Origin of the sequence: Xenorhabdus thailandensis (assembly GCF_037996785.1) — a bacterium.
In the GTDB taxonomy this organism is placed as follows: domain Bacteria; phylum Pseudomonadota; class Gammaproteobacteria; order Enterobacterales; family Enterobacteriaceae; genus Xenorhabdus; species Xenorhabdus griffiniae.
Window position 1 is genome coordinate 55,299 of record NZ_JBBMXF010000012.1, and the last position, 16,589, is coordinate 71,887.

At 45.9% G+C, this 16,589-nt stretch carries 10 protein-coding genes and 2 pseudogenes; 6 read left to right on the forward strand and 6 right to left on the reverse strand.

The features are described 5' to 3' along the window. Nucleotides 1–113 precede the first annotated feature (113 nt). Complete coding sequence (sfsA, locus tag AAC853_RS10545) at nt 114–824, reverse strand: DNA/RNA nuclease SfsA (RefSeq protein WP_338884622.1); 711 nt, start codon at nt 822–824, stop codon at nt 114–116. Nucleotides 825–904: 80 nt separating this feature from the next. Between sfsA and hrpB the strand changes: the two are divergent. The 3 genes and pseudogenes from hrpB to AAC853_RS10560 all read left to right on the forward strand — a co-directional run bounded on the left by hrpB (nt 905) and on the right by AAC853_RS10560 (nt 6,775). Then, nucleotides 905–3,408: pseudogene (gene hrpB, locus AAC853_RS10550) on the forward strand (ATP-dependent helicase HrpB). A gap of 49 nt (nt 3,409–3,457) precedes the next feature. Then, nucleotides 3,458–5,933, forward strand: a pseudogene (mrcB, locus tag AAC853_RS10555) (bifunctional glycosyl transferase/transpeptidase). A 101-nt stretch (nt 5,934–6,034) separates the two neighbouring features. Next, nucleotides 6,035–6,775, forward strand: a complete 741-nt coding sequence (locus AAC853_RS10560) for a sulfite exporter TauE/SafE family protein (protein WP_340614544.1) — start codon at nt 6,035–6,037, stop codon at nt 6,773–6,775. Nucleotides 6,776–6,831: 56 nt separating this feature from the next. Here the strand turns inward: AAC853_RS10560 and hemL are convergent, their stop codons facing one another. Further along, nucleotides 6,832–8,115 (reverse strand): glutamate-1-semialdehyde 2,1-aminomutase, encoded by a 1,284-nt coding sequence (gene hemL, locus AAC853_RS10565; RefSeq protein WP_338884638.1) that lies wholly within the window; start codon nt 8,113–8,115, stop codon nt 6,832–6,834. Between the two features lie 221 nt (nt 8,116–8,336). On the opposite strand from hemL, the gene erpA reads away from it, so the two are divergent. Continuing rightward, on the forward strand, nt 8,337–8,681 hold the full coding sequence (gene erpA, locus AAC853_RS10570; RefSeq protein ID WP_047771810.1) for an iron-sulfur cluster insertion protein ErpA: 345 nt from the start codon (nt 8,337–8,339) through the stop codon (nt 8,679–8,681). A 462-nt stretch (nt 8,682–9,143) separates the two neighbouring features. On the opposite strand, the gene AAC853_RS10575 is transcribed toward erpA, so the two are convergent. Beyond that, nucleotides 9,144–9,725: a helix-turn-helix domain-containing protein gene (locus AAC853_RS10575; protein ID WP_338804628.1), complete on the reverse strand. Its 582-nt coding sequence runs from the start codon at nt 9,723–9,725 to the stop codon at nt 9,144–9,146. Between the two features lie 96 nt (nt 9,726–9,821). Here AAC853_RS10575 and AAC853_RS10580 point away from each other — a divergent pair, with 96 nt between their 5' ends. Then, nucleotides 9,822–11,006 (forward strand): benzoate/H(+) symporter BenE family transporter, encoded by a 1,185-nt coding sequence (locus AAC853_RS10580; protein ID WP_338884645.1) that lies wholly within the window; start codon nt 9,822–9,824, stop codon nt 11,004–11,006. Between the two features lie 5 nt (nt 11,007–11,011). Here AAC853_RS10580 and btuF read toward each other — a convergent pair whose 3' ends face one another. Together btuF and mtnN are read right to left on the reverse strand one after the other, a co-directional pair. Continuing rightward, the gene (btuF, locus tag AAC853_RS10585; RefSeq protein ID WP_340614545.1) at nt 11,012–11,848 is read right to left on the reverse strand and encodes a vitamin B12 ABC transporter substrate-binding protein BtuF; all 837 of its coding nucleotides are present in this window, start codon (nt 11,846–11,848) and stop codon (nt 11,012–11,014) included. Nucleotides 11,849–11,875: 27 nt separating this feature from the next. Then, nucleotides 11,876–12,574 carry a 5'-methylthioadenosine/S-adenosylhomocysteine nucleosidase gene (gene mtnN, locus AAC853_RS10590; RefSeq protein WP_273571649.1) on the reverse strand — a complete coding sequence of 233 codons (699 nt, stop codon included), beginning with the start codon at nt 12,572–12,574 and terminating at the stop codon, nt 11,876–11,878. Between the two features lie 135 nt (nt 12,575–12,709). Between mtnN and dgt the strand changes: the two genes are divergently transcribed. After that, nucleotides 12,710–14,245, forward strand: a complete 1,536-nt coding sequence (gene dgt, locus AAC853_RS10595) for a dGTPase (RefSeq protein ID WP_340614546.1) — start codon at nt 12,710–12,712, stop codon at nt 14,243–14,245. On the opposite strand, the gene AAC853_RS10600 is transcribed toward dgt, so the two are convergent. Next, entirely contained in the window at nt 14,235–16,586 is a 2,352-nt protein-coding gene (locus AAC853_RS10600; RefSeq protein WP_340614547.1) for an ATP-binding protein, read from the reverse strand. The two genes, dgt and AAC853_RS10600, sit on opposite strands and share 11 nt — an antisense overlap. Nucleotides 16,587–16,589 lie beyond the last annotated feature (3 nt).

A 16,589-nucleotide genomic window follows, 5' to 3' on the forward strand; every position in this document is an offset into this window, starting at 1 on the left:
CTGCGAGGTTGGCAATTGTTCCTGCCATTAGTTTTGCAATGGTGTGAAGGCAGGCATGTTTACTGCCTAAATATGTTGCAAAACCCCTCTCGTCAGTATGATTTGTTTACAAATTATCCCATTGATACAAAAGGTAATTTGTCACTTATAACCATTCCGTTTTCTGTCATACTGGCCTTATAACAGATTACTTCGACCCCGGATTGACATGCTTGTTCCAAAAGAAAAGCATAATCATGGTCGATATGTTTTGCTGCTGCAACCTGGCTGATCCCAGAATGTAAAACAGCAAATAACAAAACAGCCCGCTGGCCTTGTTGTGCTATCAATGATAGCTCACGTAAATGTTTTTGCCCTCGAATTGTGACCGCATCAGGAAAATAACCATAATTTTCCTGTAACAATGTGACTGATTTGACTTCAATATAGCAGTTAACTTTTTGTTTTGATTGTAACAATAAATCTATCCGACTTTTTTCTTTGCCATAGCTAACCTCACGGCTAATGTGCTCATATCCAGATAATTCCGAGATAATATTTTTTTCAATAGCTTGGCAGACCAGATCATTGGCTCTGAGGGTATTGACACAAATCCAGTGACCATCCTGGGTTTGTGTGAGTTCCCAGCTATTGGGATATTTGCGTTTGGGATTATCGGATGTGGAATACCACACGGTATCCCCTGGCGTGGCACATCCTGTCATGGCTCCCGTATTGGCACAGTGAATGGTGAGTGTTTCTCCTTCTGGCGTGAGGACATCCGCAAGAAAGCGTTTATAACGGCGGATTAGGGTAGCAGGCTTCAGGGGAGGTGAAAATTCCATAAACTTTCCTTCATGACCAATGGGCGGATGAAACCAAAGACGCTAATGCTACAATGGCAGCCATTGAAAGTTAATTCATTATGGTGATCCTTTTGTCATTGCCCATTTGTGACTTATTACCTATTTATGACGTGGTGGGATCCGTTATTGCGGCACTGCAAACGTCGCAGCAAGTGTTATTACATGCGCCAACGGGAGCTGGAAAATCGACCGGATTGCCATTGGCGATTTTACAGCAGGCACCATTGTCGGGGCGCATCATTATGCTGGAACCGCGACGGATTGCTGCACGGAGTGTGGCTGAACGTCTCGCCGAACAACTCAATGAACCTGTTGGTATGACCATCGGCTACCGGATGCGTTCGGAAACCAAAGTCAGTGATGCAACTCGGCTTGAGGTTGTGACCGAAGGGATCCTGACGCGTATGCTGCAACAAGATCCTGAATTGAACGGCGTCTCTCTTGTCATCCTTGATGAATTTCATGAACGTAGTTTACAGGCCGATCTCGCATTGGCATTGTTGCTGGATGTGCAGGAAGGGTTGCGCGATGACCTGCGTATTCTGGTGATGTCGGCAACATTGGATAACCAGCGCCTTTCTGCTTTATTACCTGATGCCCCTGTGATTGTGTCAGAAGGACGCAGTTATCCGGTAACGAGGTCATATCATCCACTCCCTTCTCATCAACCTTTTGAACATTCAGTTGCATCGGCGGTATTGCGGTTATTGCAGCAAGAAACGGGATCGTTGTTGCTGTTTCTGCCCGGCGTCGGTGAAATTCAGCGGGTAATGTTGCAATTGGAAGATAAGATCAATGGCGATACGCTGTTGTGTCCATTGTATGGGGCATTGTCGTTGGCAGAACAACGCAAAGCAATAACACCAGCACCAGTGGGAATGCGCAAAGTCGTGCTTGCCACCAATATTGCAGAAACCAGTCTGACGATTGAAGGTATTCGGTTAGTGGTAGACAGTGGACTGGAGCGCTCCGGTCGATTTGAACCGAAGAGTGGCCTGACACGTTTAATGACCCAACGCATCAGCCAGGCATCGATGGTGCAGCGGGCAGGGCGGGCTGGGCGATTAGAGGCTGGTGTTTGTTGGCATTTATTTAGCCAGGAGCAGGCAGAAAGAGCCAGAGAACACAACGAGCCGGAGATCTTGCATTCAGATTTAAGCGGCCTGCTGCTCTCTTTATTACAGTGGGGATGTCGTGACAGTTCCCAGCTTCATTGGTTGGACAATCCACCACAACCCGCATTGGCGGTTGCAGAATCCCTGTTGCTGCGCTTAGGGGCGTTGGATGACAACCAGCAATTGACTTCCCGTGGTTGGCAGATGGTGGAATTCGGCAGCGAACCGCGTTTGGCGGCGATACTGTGTTCAGCTCAGGAAAGCGATGATAAAGAAGGCAAAAGCCGTGCAGCATTGGTAACGGCAGCGAAATTGGTGGCTATTTTGGAAGAACCACCGCGTCGTGGACAGCCTGACCTGCTCTATTGGCTGACAGCAAATCAGCGTCATTGGCAGCAACGCGCCAATCAGCTCATCAGGAATTTTACAAATCAACTGGCGGATAAAACAAGCCATGCTGGAAGCCTCAGATTGGATCTTGTGCCTGAACTCTTGGTTCAGGGGTTTCCAGATCGGATTGCTAAAAACCGCGATAATCTTGGCCGTTTTCAATTATCCAATGGTTTGGGGGTAGCGCTGGAACGTGAAGAGCCTCTGTCGGGAGAGGCTTGGTTAGTGACTCCTTCGTTACAGCAGGGAAACAGCCATCCTGATGCACAGGTTTTGCTTGCCTGTCCGTTGGTGATTGAACAGACCATAAAGCGATACCCTCATCTGTTTACTGAGCATACAACCGTAGAGTGGGATGATAATAAAGGCTCATTACGGGCGTGGAAGCGTTTGCAATGTGGGCGATTGACGGTCAAAGCCCAGCCATTGGCAAAACCTTCGGCAGCGGAATTACAGGAAGCCTTGTTGAATTGGGTAAGACAGGAAGGGGTATCGGCATTAAATTGGTCACAGGAGGCGTTGCAGTTGCGTATTCGCCTGCAAAGAGCGCAGAATGGCTGCCGGAAGTGAACTGGCCTGGGGTTGATGACGAAGCATTATTGGACTCCCTTGAACAGTGGTTGCTGCCTGCCCTGGATGGTGTTGATAATTTAAAAGGCCTGCGCCAGATTGAGCTATCCTCCTGCCTGATGGAATTGCTTGATTGGCAACAACGGCAAATACTGGATAATGAATTGCCTACTAATTACACTGTGCCAACGGGGAGCAGGATCACTATCCAGTATTTCCATGATAAACCTCCGGTATTGTCAGTGAGGATGCAGGAAATGTACGGAGAGCAGCAAAATCCAGTATTGGCGAAAGGACGAGTTCCGGTTGTCATTGAGTTGTTATCTCCTGCCCATCGTCCATTACAGATCACACAAGATCTTGCTGCGTTTTGGCAGGGAACTTATCGTGAGGTGCAAAAAGAGATGAAAGGGCGTTACCCCAAACATTTGTGGCCAGATGATCCTGCCAACACAGCACCAACCAGGCGCGTGAAAAAGCAGATGTAATAGTTTGCATTTACTTGCTGGTAGTTAATAAACATTTGGAGAATTCGGTATGTCTGATGATGATCGTCAGCCAATCGGACGCAAGGGTAAAAAATCAGGACTTCGTCGTGGGCGAACATCTAACAAACGCAATCGGCGGGATGATTATGATGATTATGAAAATGATAACTTTGACGACAACGATGAGGATGAAGTCATGACTAAAAAAGGGAAGAACGCCCGCAGTGCGAATTCCCGCCCGCCTAAAAAAGGCGGGCACTGGTTTTTGTGGTTGCTGCTAAAAATCTTTATTGTGCTGGCGGTCCTCATTGTTATTTATGGCTTCTATCTGGATAACAAAATTCGCGAGCGTATTGACGGAAAAGTTTGGGATTTACCGGCAGCGGTGTACGGACGGATGGTCAATCTTGAACCCGGCATGAATTACAGCAAGGACGAAATGATCCATCTGCTGGAGGGGATGCAATATCGAAGAGTAACAAAAATCACCCGTGCCGGTGAATTTGTCGTCAGGGGGAATAACATAGAAATGTTACGCCGCCCATTTGATTTCCCTGATGGTAAAGAAGAGCAAATTCAGGCACGGTTGACCTTTGATAATAATCATCTTGCCAGCATTGAAAACATGGAAAACCATCGTCAGTTTGGTTTTTTCCGTCTTGATCCCAAATTGATCACCATGATGCAATCACCCAATGGTGAGCAGCGTCTGTTTGTCCCACGTTCCGGCTTTCCTGATTTGTTGGTTCAGACTTTGCTGGAAACGGAAGATCGTTACTTTTATGAACATGATGGCGTCAGGCCGCTTTCCATTGCCCGTGCATTTTTAGCTAACTTGATCGCGGGACGTACAATTCAGGGTGGCAGTACCCTGACGCAGCAATTGGTGAAAAATTTGTTTCTCTCCAATGAACGTACTTTGATCCGTAAAGCGAATGAAGCGTACATGGCGTTGCTAATGGATGCGCGTTATAGCAAGGATCGCATTCTGGAATTGTACTTGAACGAAGTTTTTTTAGGACAAAGTGGTAATGAGCAAATCCATGGTTTTCCATTGGCAAGCCTGTACTATTTTGGTCGCCCGATTGATGAATTGAGTTTGGATCAACAGGCGCTGCTGGTGGGAATGGTCAAAGGGGCTTCGTGGTATAACCCATGGCGTCATCCTAAAACTGCGCTGGAGCGGCGCAATGTTGTTTTGAAAATCCTCCAGAACCGAAAAATCATCGATCAGGAGCTGTATGATCTACTCAGTGCTCGTCCGTTAGGGGTAAAACCGAAAAGCGGGGTGATTACGCCACAGCCAGCCTTTATGCAATTGGTTCGTCAGGAATTGCAAGAAAAGCTGGGCGATAAAGTCAATGATTTGTCAGGGGTGAAGATCTTCACTACCCTCGATCCGGTTTCGCAGGATGCGGCAGAAAATCCGTTGAAGAAGGTGTTGCTGCCCTGCGAAAAGCCCGCAAGGTTGATGATCTGGAAGGGGCAATGGTTGTTGTTGACCGTTTCAGCGGTGAGGTTAGAGCCATGGTTGGCGGTTCCCAGCCGCAATATGCCGGATTTAACCGGGCGTTAAACGCCCGTCGTTTGATTGGCTCACTTGCTAAACCAGCCACGTATCTGACGGCACTGAGCCAGCCGGATAAATATCGTCTGAATACCTGGCTGGCGGATGAGCCTCTCTCTATTCCTCAAGCAGGTGGAAAGCCCTGGGAACCGAAGAACTTTAGCCGTACTTTCAGTGGGCGTGTCATGCTAATTGACGCGTTAGCGCGTTCGATGAATGTGCCGACCGTGAATTTAGGGCTGGATGTTGGGTTAGACCGCATTTCCAGCACGTTGGTTGCGCTTGGTATTCCTGCGAAAGAGATCCAACAAATCCCTGCGATGTTATTAGGTGCAATTAACCTAACGCCAATGGAAATGGCACAAGAATTCCAGACGATTGCCAGCGGGGGAATCGGGCGAAACTTTCTGCGTTGCGCTCCATCATTGCTGAAGATGGTACGGTGATTTACCAGAGCTACCCACAGGCCGAGCGTGTTGTGCCGCCACAGGCCGCTTATCTGACGCTATATGGTATGCAGCAGGTAGTGGAGAGAGGTACAGGGCGCTCACTGACAGGGAAATATGGCAAATATCACCTGGCAGGCAAAACCGGAACAACCAATGATTTGCGTGACAGTTGGTTTACCGGCATTGATGGCAAAGAAGTCGCGATTGTCTGGACTGGACGTGATAACAATGGCCCAACCAACCTAACCGGAGCGACGGGTGCACTGACGATTTATCGTCGTTATCTGGATAATGAAACGCCACTGGAACTGAATAACCGTCCACCAGAAGGTATCGTGGATATGTCAGTCAATGAAGATGGCAGTTTCAACTGCGAAGGAAGCGGTATCAGAGTATTACCGGTTTGGACTGATGATCCACAGAAGCTGTGTCAGCAATCGGTACAACAGCCTATCGAGGAAAATGAAGAAGAAGCGCCTGGCTGGTTACGTGAGATGTTTGGACAGTAATAAGTAATAAAGCGTAGCTCCCAACTCGAAAATGAGTAGGGAGCTAATTTAATGTATTATCTTTGGAAAACGAAACATCTTGCATCAGGGAATATAACACCTTGAATATCCTTATCTTATCCTTACTCTTTATTACTGCTGCATTATTGCATGGTATCAGCGGGATTGGTTTTCCGATAGCCAGTACGACAGCGTTAAGCCTATTTATGCCATTAAAAGAGGCGGTGGTATTAGCTTTATGGCCGACTTTATTGGTGAATATCTTAAGCGTTATTTCAGGTGGAAAGATTGGTGAGATACTCTATAAATATGGCTTATTGGCATTTTTCTCATTAACTGGCAGTGTTATTGGCGCGAAACTTTTATTCTTAATTAATCCTGCCTACTTGCAATTATTATTGAGTGGTGTCATTGCATTTTATATTGTCAACAGTACTCATCGCAGTCATTTTCATTTACCGGAAAATCCAGTCATTTTGTCGCTGTTTGGTTTAGCCGCTGGGATTATTGGCGGGGCAACCAATGCGATGTCTCCTATCCTGATTATGTGCCTATTAGCAATGAGCAGCGATCGCCATGAAATTGCACGGGCCGCCAATTTGTGCTTTTTACTTGGCAAGATCAGTCAGTTAGTGGTGTTACGCCAGGAAGCGTTCGAATTGTTTTCTTCGGCGTATTTATGGCCGATACTCATATTAACGGCCTTATCTCTGCTTTCTCTCTTTATTGGTACACGCCTAAGATCGCGTATCAGCCAACACCATTTTCGCTGGTTAATGCTGATATTACTTGGTGTGTTGGCGGTAATGTCAGCGATTCAGGCAATACGGGCTTTGGTGTGAAGACGCCACTGATAATAGAGAATAGTGACGTCCGAGGTTTGGAAAAGCAGAATATTTTATTGTAGTTTTGCAAAACAACGTGCTGCTGCATCAACAGTGCGTTGAATATCTTCATCTGAATGAGCGATGGACATAAAGCCAGCTTCAAACGCTGAAGGAGCCAAATAGATACCTTCATCCAGCATCAAGTGGAAGAATTGCTTGAAACGTTCCACATCGCACTTCATGACATCCTGATAACAGGTAACGCTTTTCGCATCGGTAAAGAAAATACCGAACATACCGCCAACGTGGTTAACAACCAGAGGGATGCCGGCTGCTGATGCGGCATGTTTTAAACCCGCCGCCAGTTTGTCGGTCAGTTCCCCTAAACGCTGATGAACACCAACTTGGGCTACTTCTTTCAGGCAAGCAAGACCGGCAGCCATTGCGATTGGATTACCAGAAAGGGTGCCCGCCTGATAAACAGGGCCAGTTGGTGCTAATTTTTCCATGATTTCCAGACGGCCACCAAAAGCCCCTACAGGCATACCGCCACCGATGATTTTTCCAAGGGATGTCAAATCTGGCTTAACATCGTAATATTCTTGTGCGCCACCCAGTGCAACACGAAAACCAGTCATCACTTCGTCAATAATGAGCAGGGCGCCAAATTCATCACACAGCTTACGCAGGCCCGGCAGGAATTCTGGTAGCGGTGGAATGCAGTTCATATTGCCCGCGACGGGTTCGACAATAATACAGGCGATTTCTGTTGGATATTTTTCGAAGGCTTCACGGACAGAATTTAGGTCATTGTAAACACAAGTCAGGGTGTGTTTAGCGAAGTCAGTGGGCACACCTGGAGAGTTGGGCTGACCAATCGTCAGGGCACCTGAGCCGGCTTTTACCAGCAAGCAATCAGCATGGCCGTGGTAGCAACCTTCGAATTTAATGATTTTGTCACGTTGGGTATAACCACGAGCCAGACGAATGGCACTCATAGTGGCTTCTGTTCCGGAGTTCACCATACGCACCATATCCATAGAAGGCACCAGTTCAGTGACTCGTTTTGCCATTTCCACTTCGGCCGCGGTTGGAGCGCCAAAACTCAAACCACGTTCTGCGGCCTCAATGACGGCATTGCGGATAGCAGGGTGGTTATGCCCAAGAACCATCGGCCCCCATGAACCGACATAATCGATATAGGCATTACCATCAACATCATAAAGGTAAGCCCCATTCGCACGTTGAATAAAGACGGGTGTCCCACCAACACCGTTAAAAGCACGTACTGGTGAATTGACTCCACCGGGGATCACCTGTTTTGCCTGAGAGTAAAGCGTTTCGGACTGGCTCATCAATAAAAGCTCCTGAAAGATAACGGAATATGAGAATGTCATTTTAAAGTACCCCAATAGGGAAGCCAAATCATCATATGCCCTTCATCGTTCGGTTTATTGCATTCATGTGGCAAAACTTGAACGAATCAGTCAGGTATTGGATAATCTCGACAACTGATCAGAAAGCATAAAATAACTTTCCGAGAATTTTTACCGGAAAACCGGACTGGAGTAAAAATATGAGCGATGATGCTGCATTGCCTTTGCAGTTTACTGATGCTGCAGCCAACAAAGTCAAAGTGCTGGTTGCTGATGAAGATAACCCGAACCTGCGCCTGCGGGTTTACATTACAGGTGGTGGTTGTAGCGGTTTCCAGTATGGGTTCACTTTCGATGACCAAATTAACGAAGGTGATATGACGATTCAGAAGCAAGGGGTTGAATTGGTTGTTGACCCCATGAGTCTGCAATATCTGATAGGCGCTTGTGTGGATTATACCGAAGGGTTGGAAGGTTCCCGTTTTATTGTTGCCAATCCGAATGCAAAAACCACTTGTGGTTGTGGTTCTTCTTTCAGTGTCTAATGGGAAAATTCCCTATTGCAATAAATGGCCTCCTAAATAAGAGGCCATTTTGCAAGATACTTATATCTTTCCTACGACATAAGTTAATACACCAATAGTGCCATTAAGCCTAAAGAGCGTTTCAAAATGATAGGAGTATTCCTTACCCCGTGCGGGGTAAGGAACTCCAACATCTGATACTCTCAGTATTATGAAAACTATTTATACGCATTAAACTTCAAGTTGCCATTTACAACACGATATGAAACCTGATTTCTCCCCGCCTCGCGGGGGAGAAATCACATGCATCTTGAAGTTAGATTGGTATAAATATAGCTCTGTAGCAATTCAGCAAGTCGTCGATATGGCAATAAATGACCAGCAGCGCGTATTATGGGGATTGTAACGTACCCAGTATAAAGCACGTTTCTCTATCTGATAGTTAAATCCGTATGTCAGTACAATAGCTCATTGTGAAAATAATTAAGGGGTTGATAATATTTTATTATGGGGGTAGTGAATAAGGTTATGGATGACAACCAGGTTATCACTTGAGTTAGCATAAGCATGGTGACAATCGGCATGAAAACGCATGGATTCACCTGCTGAAATTTTATGCCAAGTGTCATTAAGACGCAGATCGAGTTCCCCACTAAGTACGATAACATGCTCTATTACCCCAAATTCATGCGGAGAAGATTCACTTGAAGCACCCGGTACTAATTCTATTTTGAATAAATCAATGAAGAGTTCGTCATCAAAAGGGATGAGTGGTGTGACACGCATACCTGAGTTGTTTTGTTCAAAAATCGGTAAGTCATTAAATCGATGTAATACAGGCTGAGATTGGGGTGCTGCGCCTTCTAAAAAAGTCGAGAAAGCAATATTAAAACCTGTTGCGATTTTCCACAGTGTCGAAATCGTTGGGCTTGATTGGCCGCGTTCGATTTGACCAAGCATCGCCTTACTGACTCCCGTCAATTTAGCCGCCTGGCTGAGGCTTAACCCGCGGGAAGCTCTTAATGATTTAAATTTTTCAGCAATTTTCGATGTGATATCACTCATTGGCGCCTGCTCAAAAAATGGATACATAATTGAACGTTATAACGGACGATGTTATTCTCACCATCGTCTGTTATAACGTCCGGTTAGGTAATATCTATGTCTAAGTTATCATTTTTCAGGGATTTTTCACCAGCAACACTTGTCACAGGGTTTGTTGCGGTGTTAGTGGGTTATGCTAGTTCAGTGGCAATAATTCTCCAAGCGGTGACGGCAATCGGCGTTGAGCCATCACAAATAGGTGCTTGGCTCAGTATGCTCGGCGTGGGAATGGGGATCACGACAATTGGGCTGTCCCTCTATTACCGCACTCCCATTTTAACGGCCTGGTCGACACCGGGAATCGCATTACTGGCGACAAATTTGCCGGACACATCTGTTAACGAAGCCATCGGTATTTTTATCTTCGCTTCGGCATTAATGTTGATATGCGGTATTACCGGACTATTTGCCAAATTAATGACCTACATCCCGCATACCATCGCGGCGGCAATGCTTGCCGGCATATTGCTTCGCTTCGGTTTAGAGGCATTTGCAATGTTACAAGTCAACGTTTGGCTTTGTGGCGCTATGTTACTTGTTTACTTAATTGTCCGCCGCTATTTTCCGTTATACGCAATAATTTCGACGCTGGCAGCTGGATTGATTATTTCTATTCTCAGCGGTGAGTTAACGTTAGCGGGTGAAAACATGATGTTTTCCATGCCTGAATTTGTTATGCCACAATTTAACGTAACTACGCTTATTGGCGTGGGTATTCCATTTTTTATCGTTACGATGGCTTCACAAAATGCACCAGGAATCGCCACGTTACAGGCAGCAGGATATCCTCCCCGTGCATCCAGGTTACTTAGCTGGACATCATTGGTGGCAATTATTCTGGCCCCTTTTGGGGGATTTAGTATTTGTATTGCTGCAATTACGGCTGCCATTTGTATGGGAAGCGATGTCCATCCCGATCCTAAGAAACGCTATGTTGCGGCAGTCAGTGCCGGTTTTTTCTATTTGTTGGCAGGCCTTTTGGGCGGGGCAATTTTCTATCTGTTTAGCGCGTTTCCAGCCCCATTAATAAAAATTCTGGCTGGATTGGCATTGCTTGGCACCTTTACAAATAGCCTAAATCAAGCGATTAAGGACGATTACACAAGAGATGCTGCAATTATCTGCTTCCTTGTCACTGCATCAGGCGCTAATTTACTGGGTATCAGTTCAGCATTTTGGGGATTGATTGGCGGGATCATTGCTCACAGCGTGCTAAAAAAACGCACCAAGATAAAAAAATAGGTTATTCAATTGGGGCGATTTAACTGCTGACAAAGTTGTTCTGCCGCCCAAATAATCCTTGGCCCCGCACGGCTAAACCAGTCATCATTCAGGGCGATAATAGTCACGTTCATTTGTGGTCGCCAAAAATCGGCCACCTGCTGTTTTTGCCCTTCCGTTCCACCGATGACAATCACTTCCGGTTTGCGGGTAAGCACTTGCTCACGGTTAACCTGTGGCCACGGAACAGGGCTATCAGAGAAAATATTTTTACCGCCACATATGGAGACAATTTCGCTTTGAATAGTATGGGTTGAGGAAGTAAAAATCGGCTGCATACCAAACTGCAAGAACACAGGCTTAGGGTTCAGGTTGGCATACTTTTGTTTTAATTGGTTGAACTTATCACGAAGATCTGTGGCTGATTGCTTAGCTATATCAGGATGTGGGCTATAGGCAGCCAGCCGTTCCAGTTCTGATGCAACATCTTCTACTTTTTTCACATCCGAATAGAAAATGGGGATACCTAAAGCAGCGAGTTGTTCCAGAGGACGTTGGGGATTACCGCCACGCCATGCCAGAATCAGATCAGGTTTCAGGGCGATGATCCGTTCAATATTGATGCCTTGCCAATCAGCAACTTGTTCTAATTTTTTAGCGGCTTCGGGGTAATCTGAGTAAGCACTAACTGCGACAAGCTGGTCGCCCAGCCCCGCAGCATATGCCAGCTCTGTTGTTGATGGGGCAAGGCTAATAACCCGGGAAGCGGCCGCATAAAGTGGAGCACTGAAACCAGACCAAAAGCTATACAAAAGGCATAAGAATGCCAGCCAAATGGCTCGATGGGAAATCAGTGATTTCATGATTTATGCTCCACTGTAAATGATGGGTTACTGTTTGCTGAGTTCGGTCAGCATGGCATTGACCATCCGCGTCGATTCACGTGCTGCAACAACTAAAAATTCATCAAAACTGATATGGGATTCTTGATCGGCAACGTCAGAAATAGCACGAACGACAACAAAAGGAATGTGATATTGATGGCAGACATGACCAATGGCCGCCGCCTCCATTTCAACCGCAGCAACTTTCGGGAAGGTGGTTCGAATGCGTGCCAATGGCTCTGACCCATTGATAAAGGCATCACCACTGCAAACCAGGCCACGAACGGCATTCAGGTTGAGGGACTGGATACATTTTTCTGCCAAGGCAATTAACTTATCGTCAGCGATAAATGCCGCCGGGCATTGCGCCATTTGTCCCGGTGCATAGCCGAAAGCGGTAAGATCGGCGTCATGATAGCGAACTTCTTCGGAAACCACGATATCACCCACTTTCAGGTTAGGATCAAGGCCACCGGCGGAACCCGTGTTAATCACGATATCTGGTTGGCAATGCTCAATCAACAGGGTGGTTCCAAGTGCGGAGGAGACTTTACCAATACCCGATTTCAACAAGGCGATATCAACGCCATTCAGTTTGCCGGTATAAATTTCGCATCCACCTCGTGACAATGTTTGCAGACCTTCAATCTGGTCACGCAATAAAGTCACTTCTTGTTCCATCGCCCCTATTACGCCTATTTTCATTGTGTCATACTCGCTTGTTATTAATGGATTGATGCCTAATTAACAGGCAGATTTAACTGGCAAGTGTATCATTGAATGGCTATTTACCGCAGATTCCAATTCTAAATAATTGTTATATTTGGCATGGGGGGATTAATGTCTAAGATTGATTTCAAGCAGAAGTTGAATTACCAACGTAAATTCAGTAAATCTTCCATTCATCCCGATGATGAAGAGCAAGTGATTCGCCAATTTGAAAGTGATCGTGGGCGGATCATCAACTCAGCCGCTATTCGGCGGTTACAACAGAAAACACAGGTATTTCCACTGGAACGTAATGCGGCGGTACGTAGCCGGCTGACACATTCGCTCGAAGTGCAGCAAATAGGGCGCTATATCTCAAAAACGATTATTGCCGAGTTAGCAAAGCAGGGTTTATTGGAAAAGTATGGGCTAAGTGAGCGCTTGCTTGCTTTTGAAAGCCTGGTTGAGATGGCGTGTTTGATGCATGATATTGGCAATCCCCCATTTGGTCATTTTGGCGAGGCTGCCATTAAAGATTGGTTCTCCCGCCGATTAGATCCTGACTATTCTCTCCATTTGCTGCAAACGGCAGATCGGCAGGATGCCTGTCAGGTCGCGGCATTACGTCTGACGGGGGAAGAAAAGAAAGATTTATTCCGTCGGCAATTGCGCAGAGATTTATGCCAGTTTGAAGGTAATGCTCAGGCTATCCGTCTGGCCCATAATCTGTTGCGTTTAAATCTCACTTATGCCCAGATTGGCTGCATATTGAAATATACCTGTCCGGCCTATCGTCTGGAAGAGATACCGACTGAATTCAGTTACCTGATGAAGAAAATAGGTTATTACTGGTCAGAAGAGAGCTTTATCTGTGAATTGCGAAAAGAATTGCAAATGGGGACGTTTTGTCGTTTTCCGCTGACATACATTATGGAAGCCGCAGATGATATCTCATATTGCATTGCAGATTTGGATGATGCGGTGGAAAAGGGCATTTTTAATGTTGAACAATTGGTAGAATGCCTGAAAAAAGAGTGGGAAGAGAACGGCGGACACAGAAAAGGTGATTTGTTCGAATCTACGGTGAAACAAGCCTATCAGAAAACCACCAATAACGAAGCCCGTCGTAATATCCATGAACAATTTTTCATGTACTTACGGGTATTTATTACCGGAAAATTGGTGCCTTATACCGCAAAATTGTTTATTGAACATCTGCCTGAAATCTATGCAGGTACATTTAATCACGCCCTGCTAGAAGGAAATGGGGAAGAACATCGTTTATTGAAGACGTTGAAAAACGTCACCCGTAATCGGGTTTTCAATCATCCTGAAGTGGAAGAACTGGAGTTACAGGGATACCAAATTATTACCGGATTGCTGGATGTATATAGTCCTTTGCTGGCATTATCCCGCCAGGATTTCATGGAACTGAACCAAAATAATTTCCACAAAAAATATTTTATTGAAACGCGCTTGCTGCACAAACTGTCGACCAAACATCGTTTGGCTTATGGTGAAGCCGTCGAGGGAATTGTTGCCACTGATGAGGCTGAAAAAGATGTGATCGAGTTTTATTATCGAGCACGTCTTATTCAGGATTATATCAGTGGCATGACGGATAATTACGCTTACGAAGAATATCGTAAGTTTATGGTCACAAAGTAACGGGTTCGAGTGGCATGGTCGCCTCAAGTATATCAGGAGCGGCTGCCATGACATGATTGATCTCGTCCATGAATTCCAGCAATTCTGGTTCCAGATCAGTCAGGGCAACCCCTTGTTGCAGCTGTTTTTCAACCAATTCGCAAATTGCTTTCAGTTTAGGGACGCCGTTATAGCAGCAACTGCCGTGTAATTGGTGGACATGATGCTGAAAGTGTTTGCGGATCGCTTCACCATCGGCGGTTAAAGCTTGTTTAATCATGCCCTTCATGTCAGGCAATGATTTTACCAGCATTTCTAGCATCTCCCGTGCCAATGATTCTTTGCCGGCGGTTCGCTTCAATGCTACCTCCCAGTCAATGGCTTGTGGTTTTTTCTGCCGGCAGTATTGGTTTAGCAATGTTTTCAGGCAGTTTTCATCCAGTGGCTTGGAAAGACAGTCAATAAACGGTGCATTCTTTGCTTCATGGCAGGCAAAGGCCGTAACAGCCACAATCGGTGTCTCTTTATGTTGGGGTAATTGTTGGATTTGCTCAGATGTCTGGATGCCATCCATATCCGCCATTTGGATATCCATCAAAATCAGATCCAGCGCATGTTGTTTCGCTATTTCCAGCGCCTCGATGCCATTACTGCACAGAAAGGTATTTTCAACCAGTTCATGCAGCAGTGTGCCGATCAATTTCAGGTTAGCGGGATTATCGTCCACTGCCATAACGGTCATGGGTAAACGCGATGATGCCGAACAGATTGGTGGATATTCTGGCAGTGACCCGAATGGATATTCCTCTTTTTCCAGCCAGATATCAAAGTAAAATACCGTCCCTTTAGCGACTTCACTGGTAAAGTCAATGTCTCCTTTCATTTCACTCACCAGTCGCTTAGTGATACTTAATCCCAGTCCGGTTCCCCCGTAATGGCGAGTAATACTGGCATCTGCTTGATTGAAGGCCTGGAATAGAATTGGACGGTATTCGGGTTTAATACCGATACCCGTATCAGTCACGGTAAAATCGATCTGTACAAGATGGTGTTTTTGCTGGCGTAATTTGATATCCAGCGTCACATCGCCTTTATCTGTGAATTTAATGGCATTACCAATCAGGTTAGTCAGTATTTGCTGTAAGCGAATAGGATCGCCAATCATCAAATTAGGTAGCTTCTCATCAATATGGTGATGCAGGGGAAGATTTTTCGCGTTGGCCGCTGGCGTCAGCAGTTCAATAACTTCATTGACGGTATCTCTTAGCAGAAAAGGTACTTGATCCAATACCAGTTTATTGGACTCCAGCCGTGAGAAGTCCAGAATATCATTGATGATTTTCAGCAGGTTATTGGCCGATCTGTCAATGACATACAGATATTCCATCTGTTGTGGCGTAATGGGGGTTTTTAACATCTGGCGGGTAAAGCCAATGACGCCGTTAAGCGGTGTGCGTAATTCATGGGACATATTAGCCAAAAATTCTGTTTTGATCCTGACCGCCTCTTGGGCGCGTTTTTTGGCGATAGTCAGTTCAACATTCTGAATTTCTAACTGTTCCATCGTAATTTGCAGGTCGGAAGTGGCTTGATCGATATGAAGCTGCATCTCATCTTTGTATTTTGAGAGTGATTCTGCGACGGTGTTGATACCATTCTGGAGCGCGGATAACTCTCCAGGCATAGCACCTGTCACGCGGCTGTTCAGTTGTCCCTGACGGATACGATCAACGGCTTTAACCATGCAGTTCAAGGGTTGGGTGACTTTGCGTACCAGCACATGGGCAAACAGGGCTGTTCCGCCAAGGCACAAAATCAGCAGAACGATGGAGGTGGCAATCTCCTTGTATTGTTGGAGCTGAGCCGCGCGTAAGTCCAAATCAATCGCGATATAGCCAACCGGCAGCGCATCGCTGGTGGAAGTGTTCCAGGGATTAGGAGAAGAGGTTTCTGAGATAATTGGCATCTTCAGGATGATACTGTTGCCGTATTCCGTTTTCGACAAGGTTTTGGGCATGGCTTCGTTGGCCGCGAGCCTCAAGCGATTGACGTCATACTTGTCATTCGAAATATCGAATAACTTGTTATCCTTATCAAAGATCGCAATTGCCCTGACAATCTCAGAGTTTCGGCGATGCAAGCTGTTTATCAATGAGTCAACTTGCTGGCAGTTGTCCAGATTAATGCCAACCTCGCTGGCGATGGATAAGGGTTCAATAATGCTGATCCCACTGCGGACTATCAGGCTCTTCAACTCGTAATAGCGGTATGAGATAAATGATATACTCACAAGCGTTCCGACCAGTAAAACAGGAACCAATATCAGGCTCATCATACGGGTGCGTAGGCTATATTTGGTCATAGG

Coding starts and splice junctions, on each gene's coding strand:
- AAC853_RS10575 (WP_338804628.1), bottom strand. CDS start 9,725: ATGAGTGATATCACATCGAAAATTGCTGAAAAATTTAAATCATTAAGA.
- AAC853_RS10600 (WP_340614547.1), bottom strand. CDS start 16,586: ATGACCAAATATAGCCTACGCACCCGTATGATGAGCCTGATATTGGTT.
- AAC853_RS10580 (WP_338884645.1), top strand. CDS start 9,822: ATGTCTAAGTTATCATTTTTCAGGGATTTTTCACCAGCAACACTTGTC.
- mtnN (WP_273571649.1), bottom strand. CDS start 12,574: ATGAAAATAGGCGTAATAGGGGCGATGGAACAAGAAGTGACTTTATTG.
- hemL (WP_338884638.1), bottom strand. CDS start 8,115: ATGAGCCAGTCCGAAACGCTTTACTCTCAGGCAAAACAGGTGATCCCC.
- dgt (WP_340614546.1), top strand. CDS start 12,710: ATGTCTAAGATTGATTTCAAGCAGAAGTTGAATTACCAACGTAAATTC.
- erpA (WP_047771810.1), top strand. CDS start 8,337: ATGAGCGATGATGCTGCATTGCCTTTGCAGTTTACTGATGCTGCAGCC.
- btuF (WP_340614545.1), bottom strand. CDS start 11,848: ATGAAATCACTGATTTCCCATCGAGCCATTTGGCTGGCATTCTTATGC.
- sfsA (WP_338884622.1), bottom strand. CDS start 824: ATGGAATTTTCACCTCCCCTGAAGCCTGCTACCCTAATCCGCCGTTAT.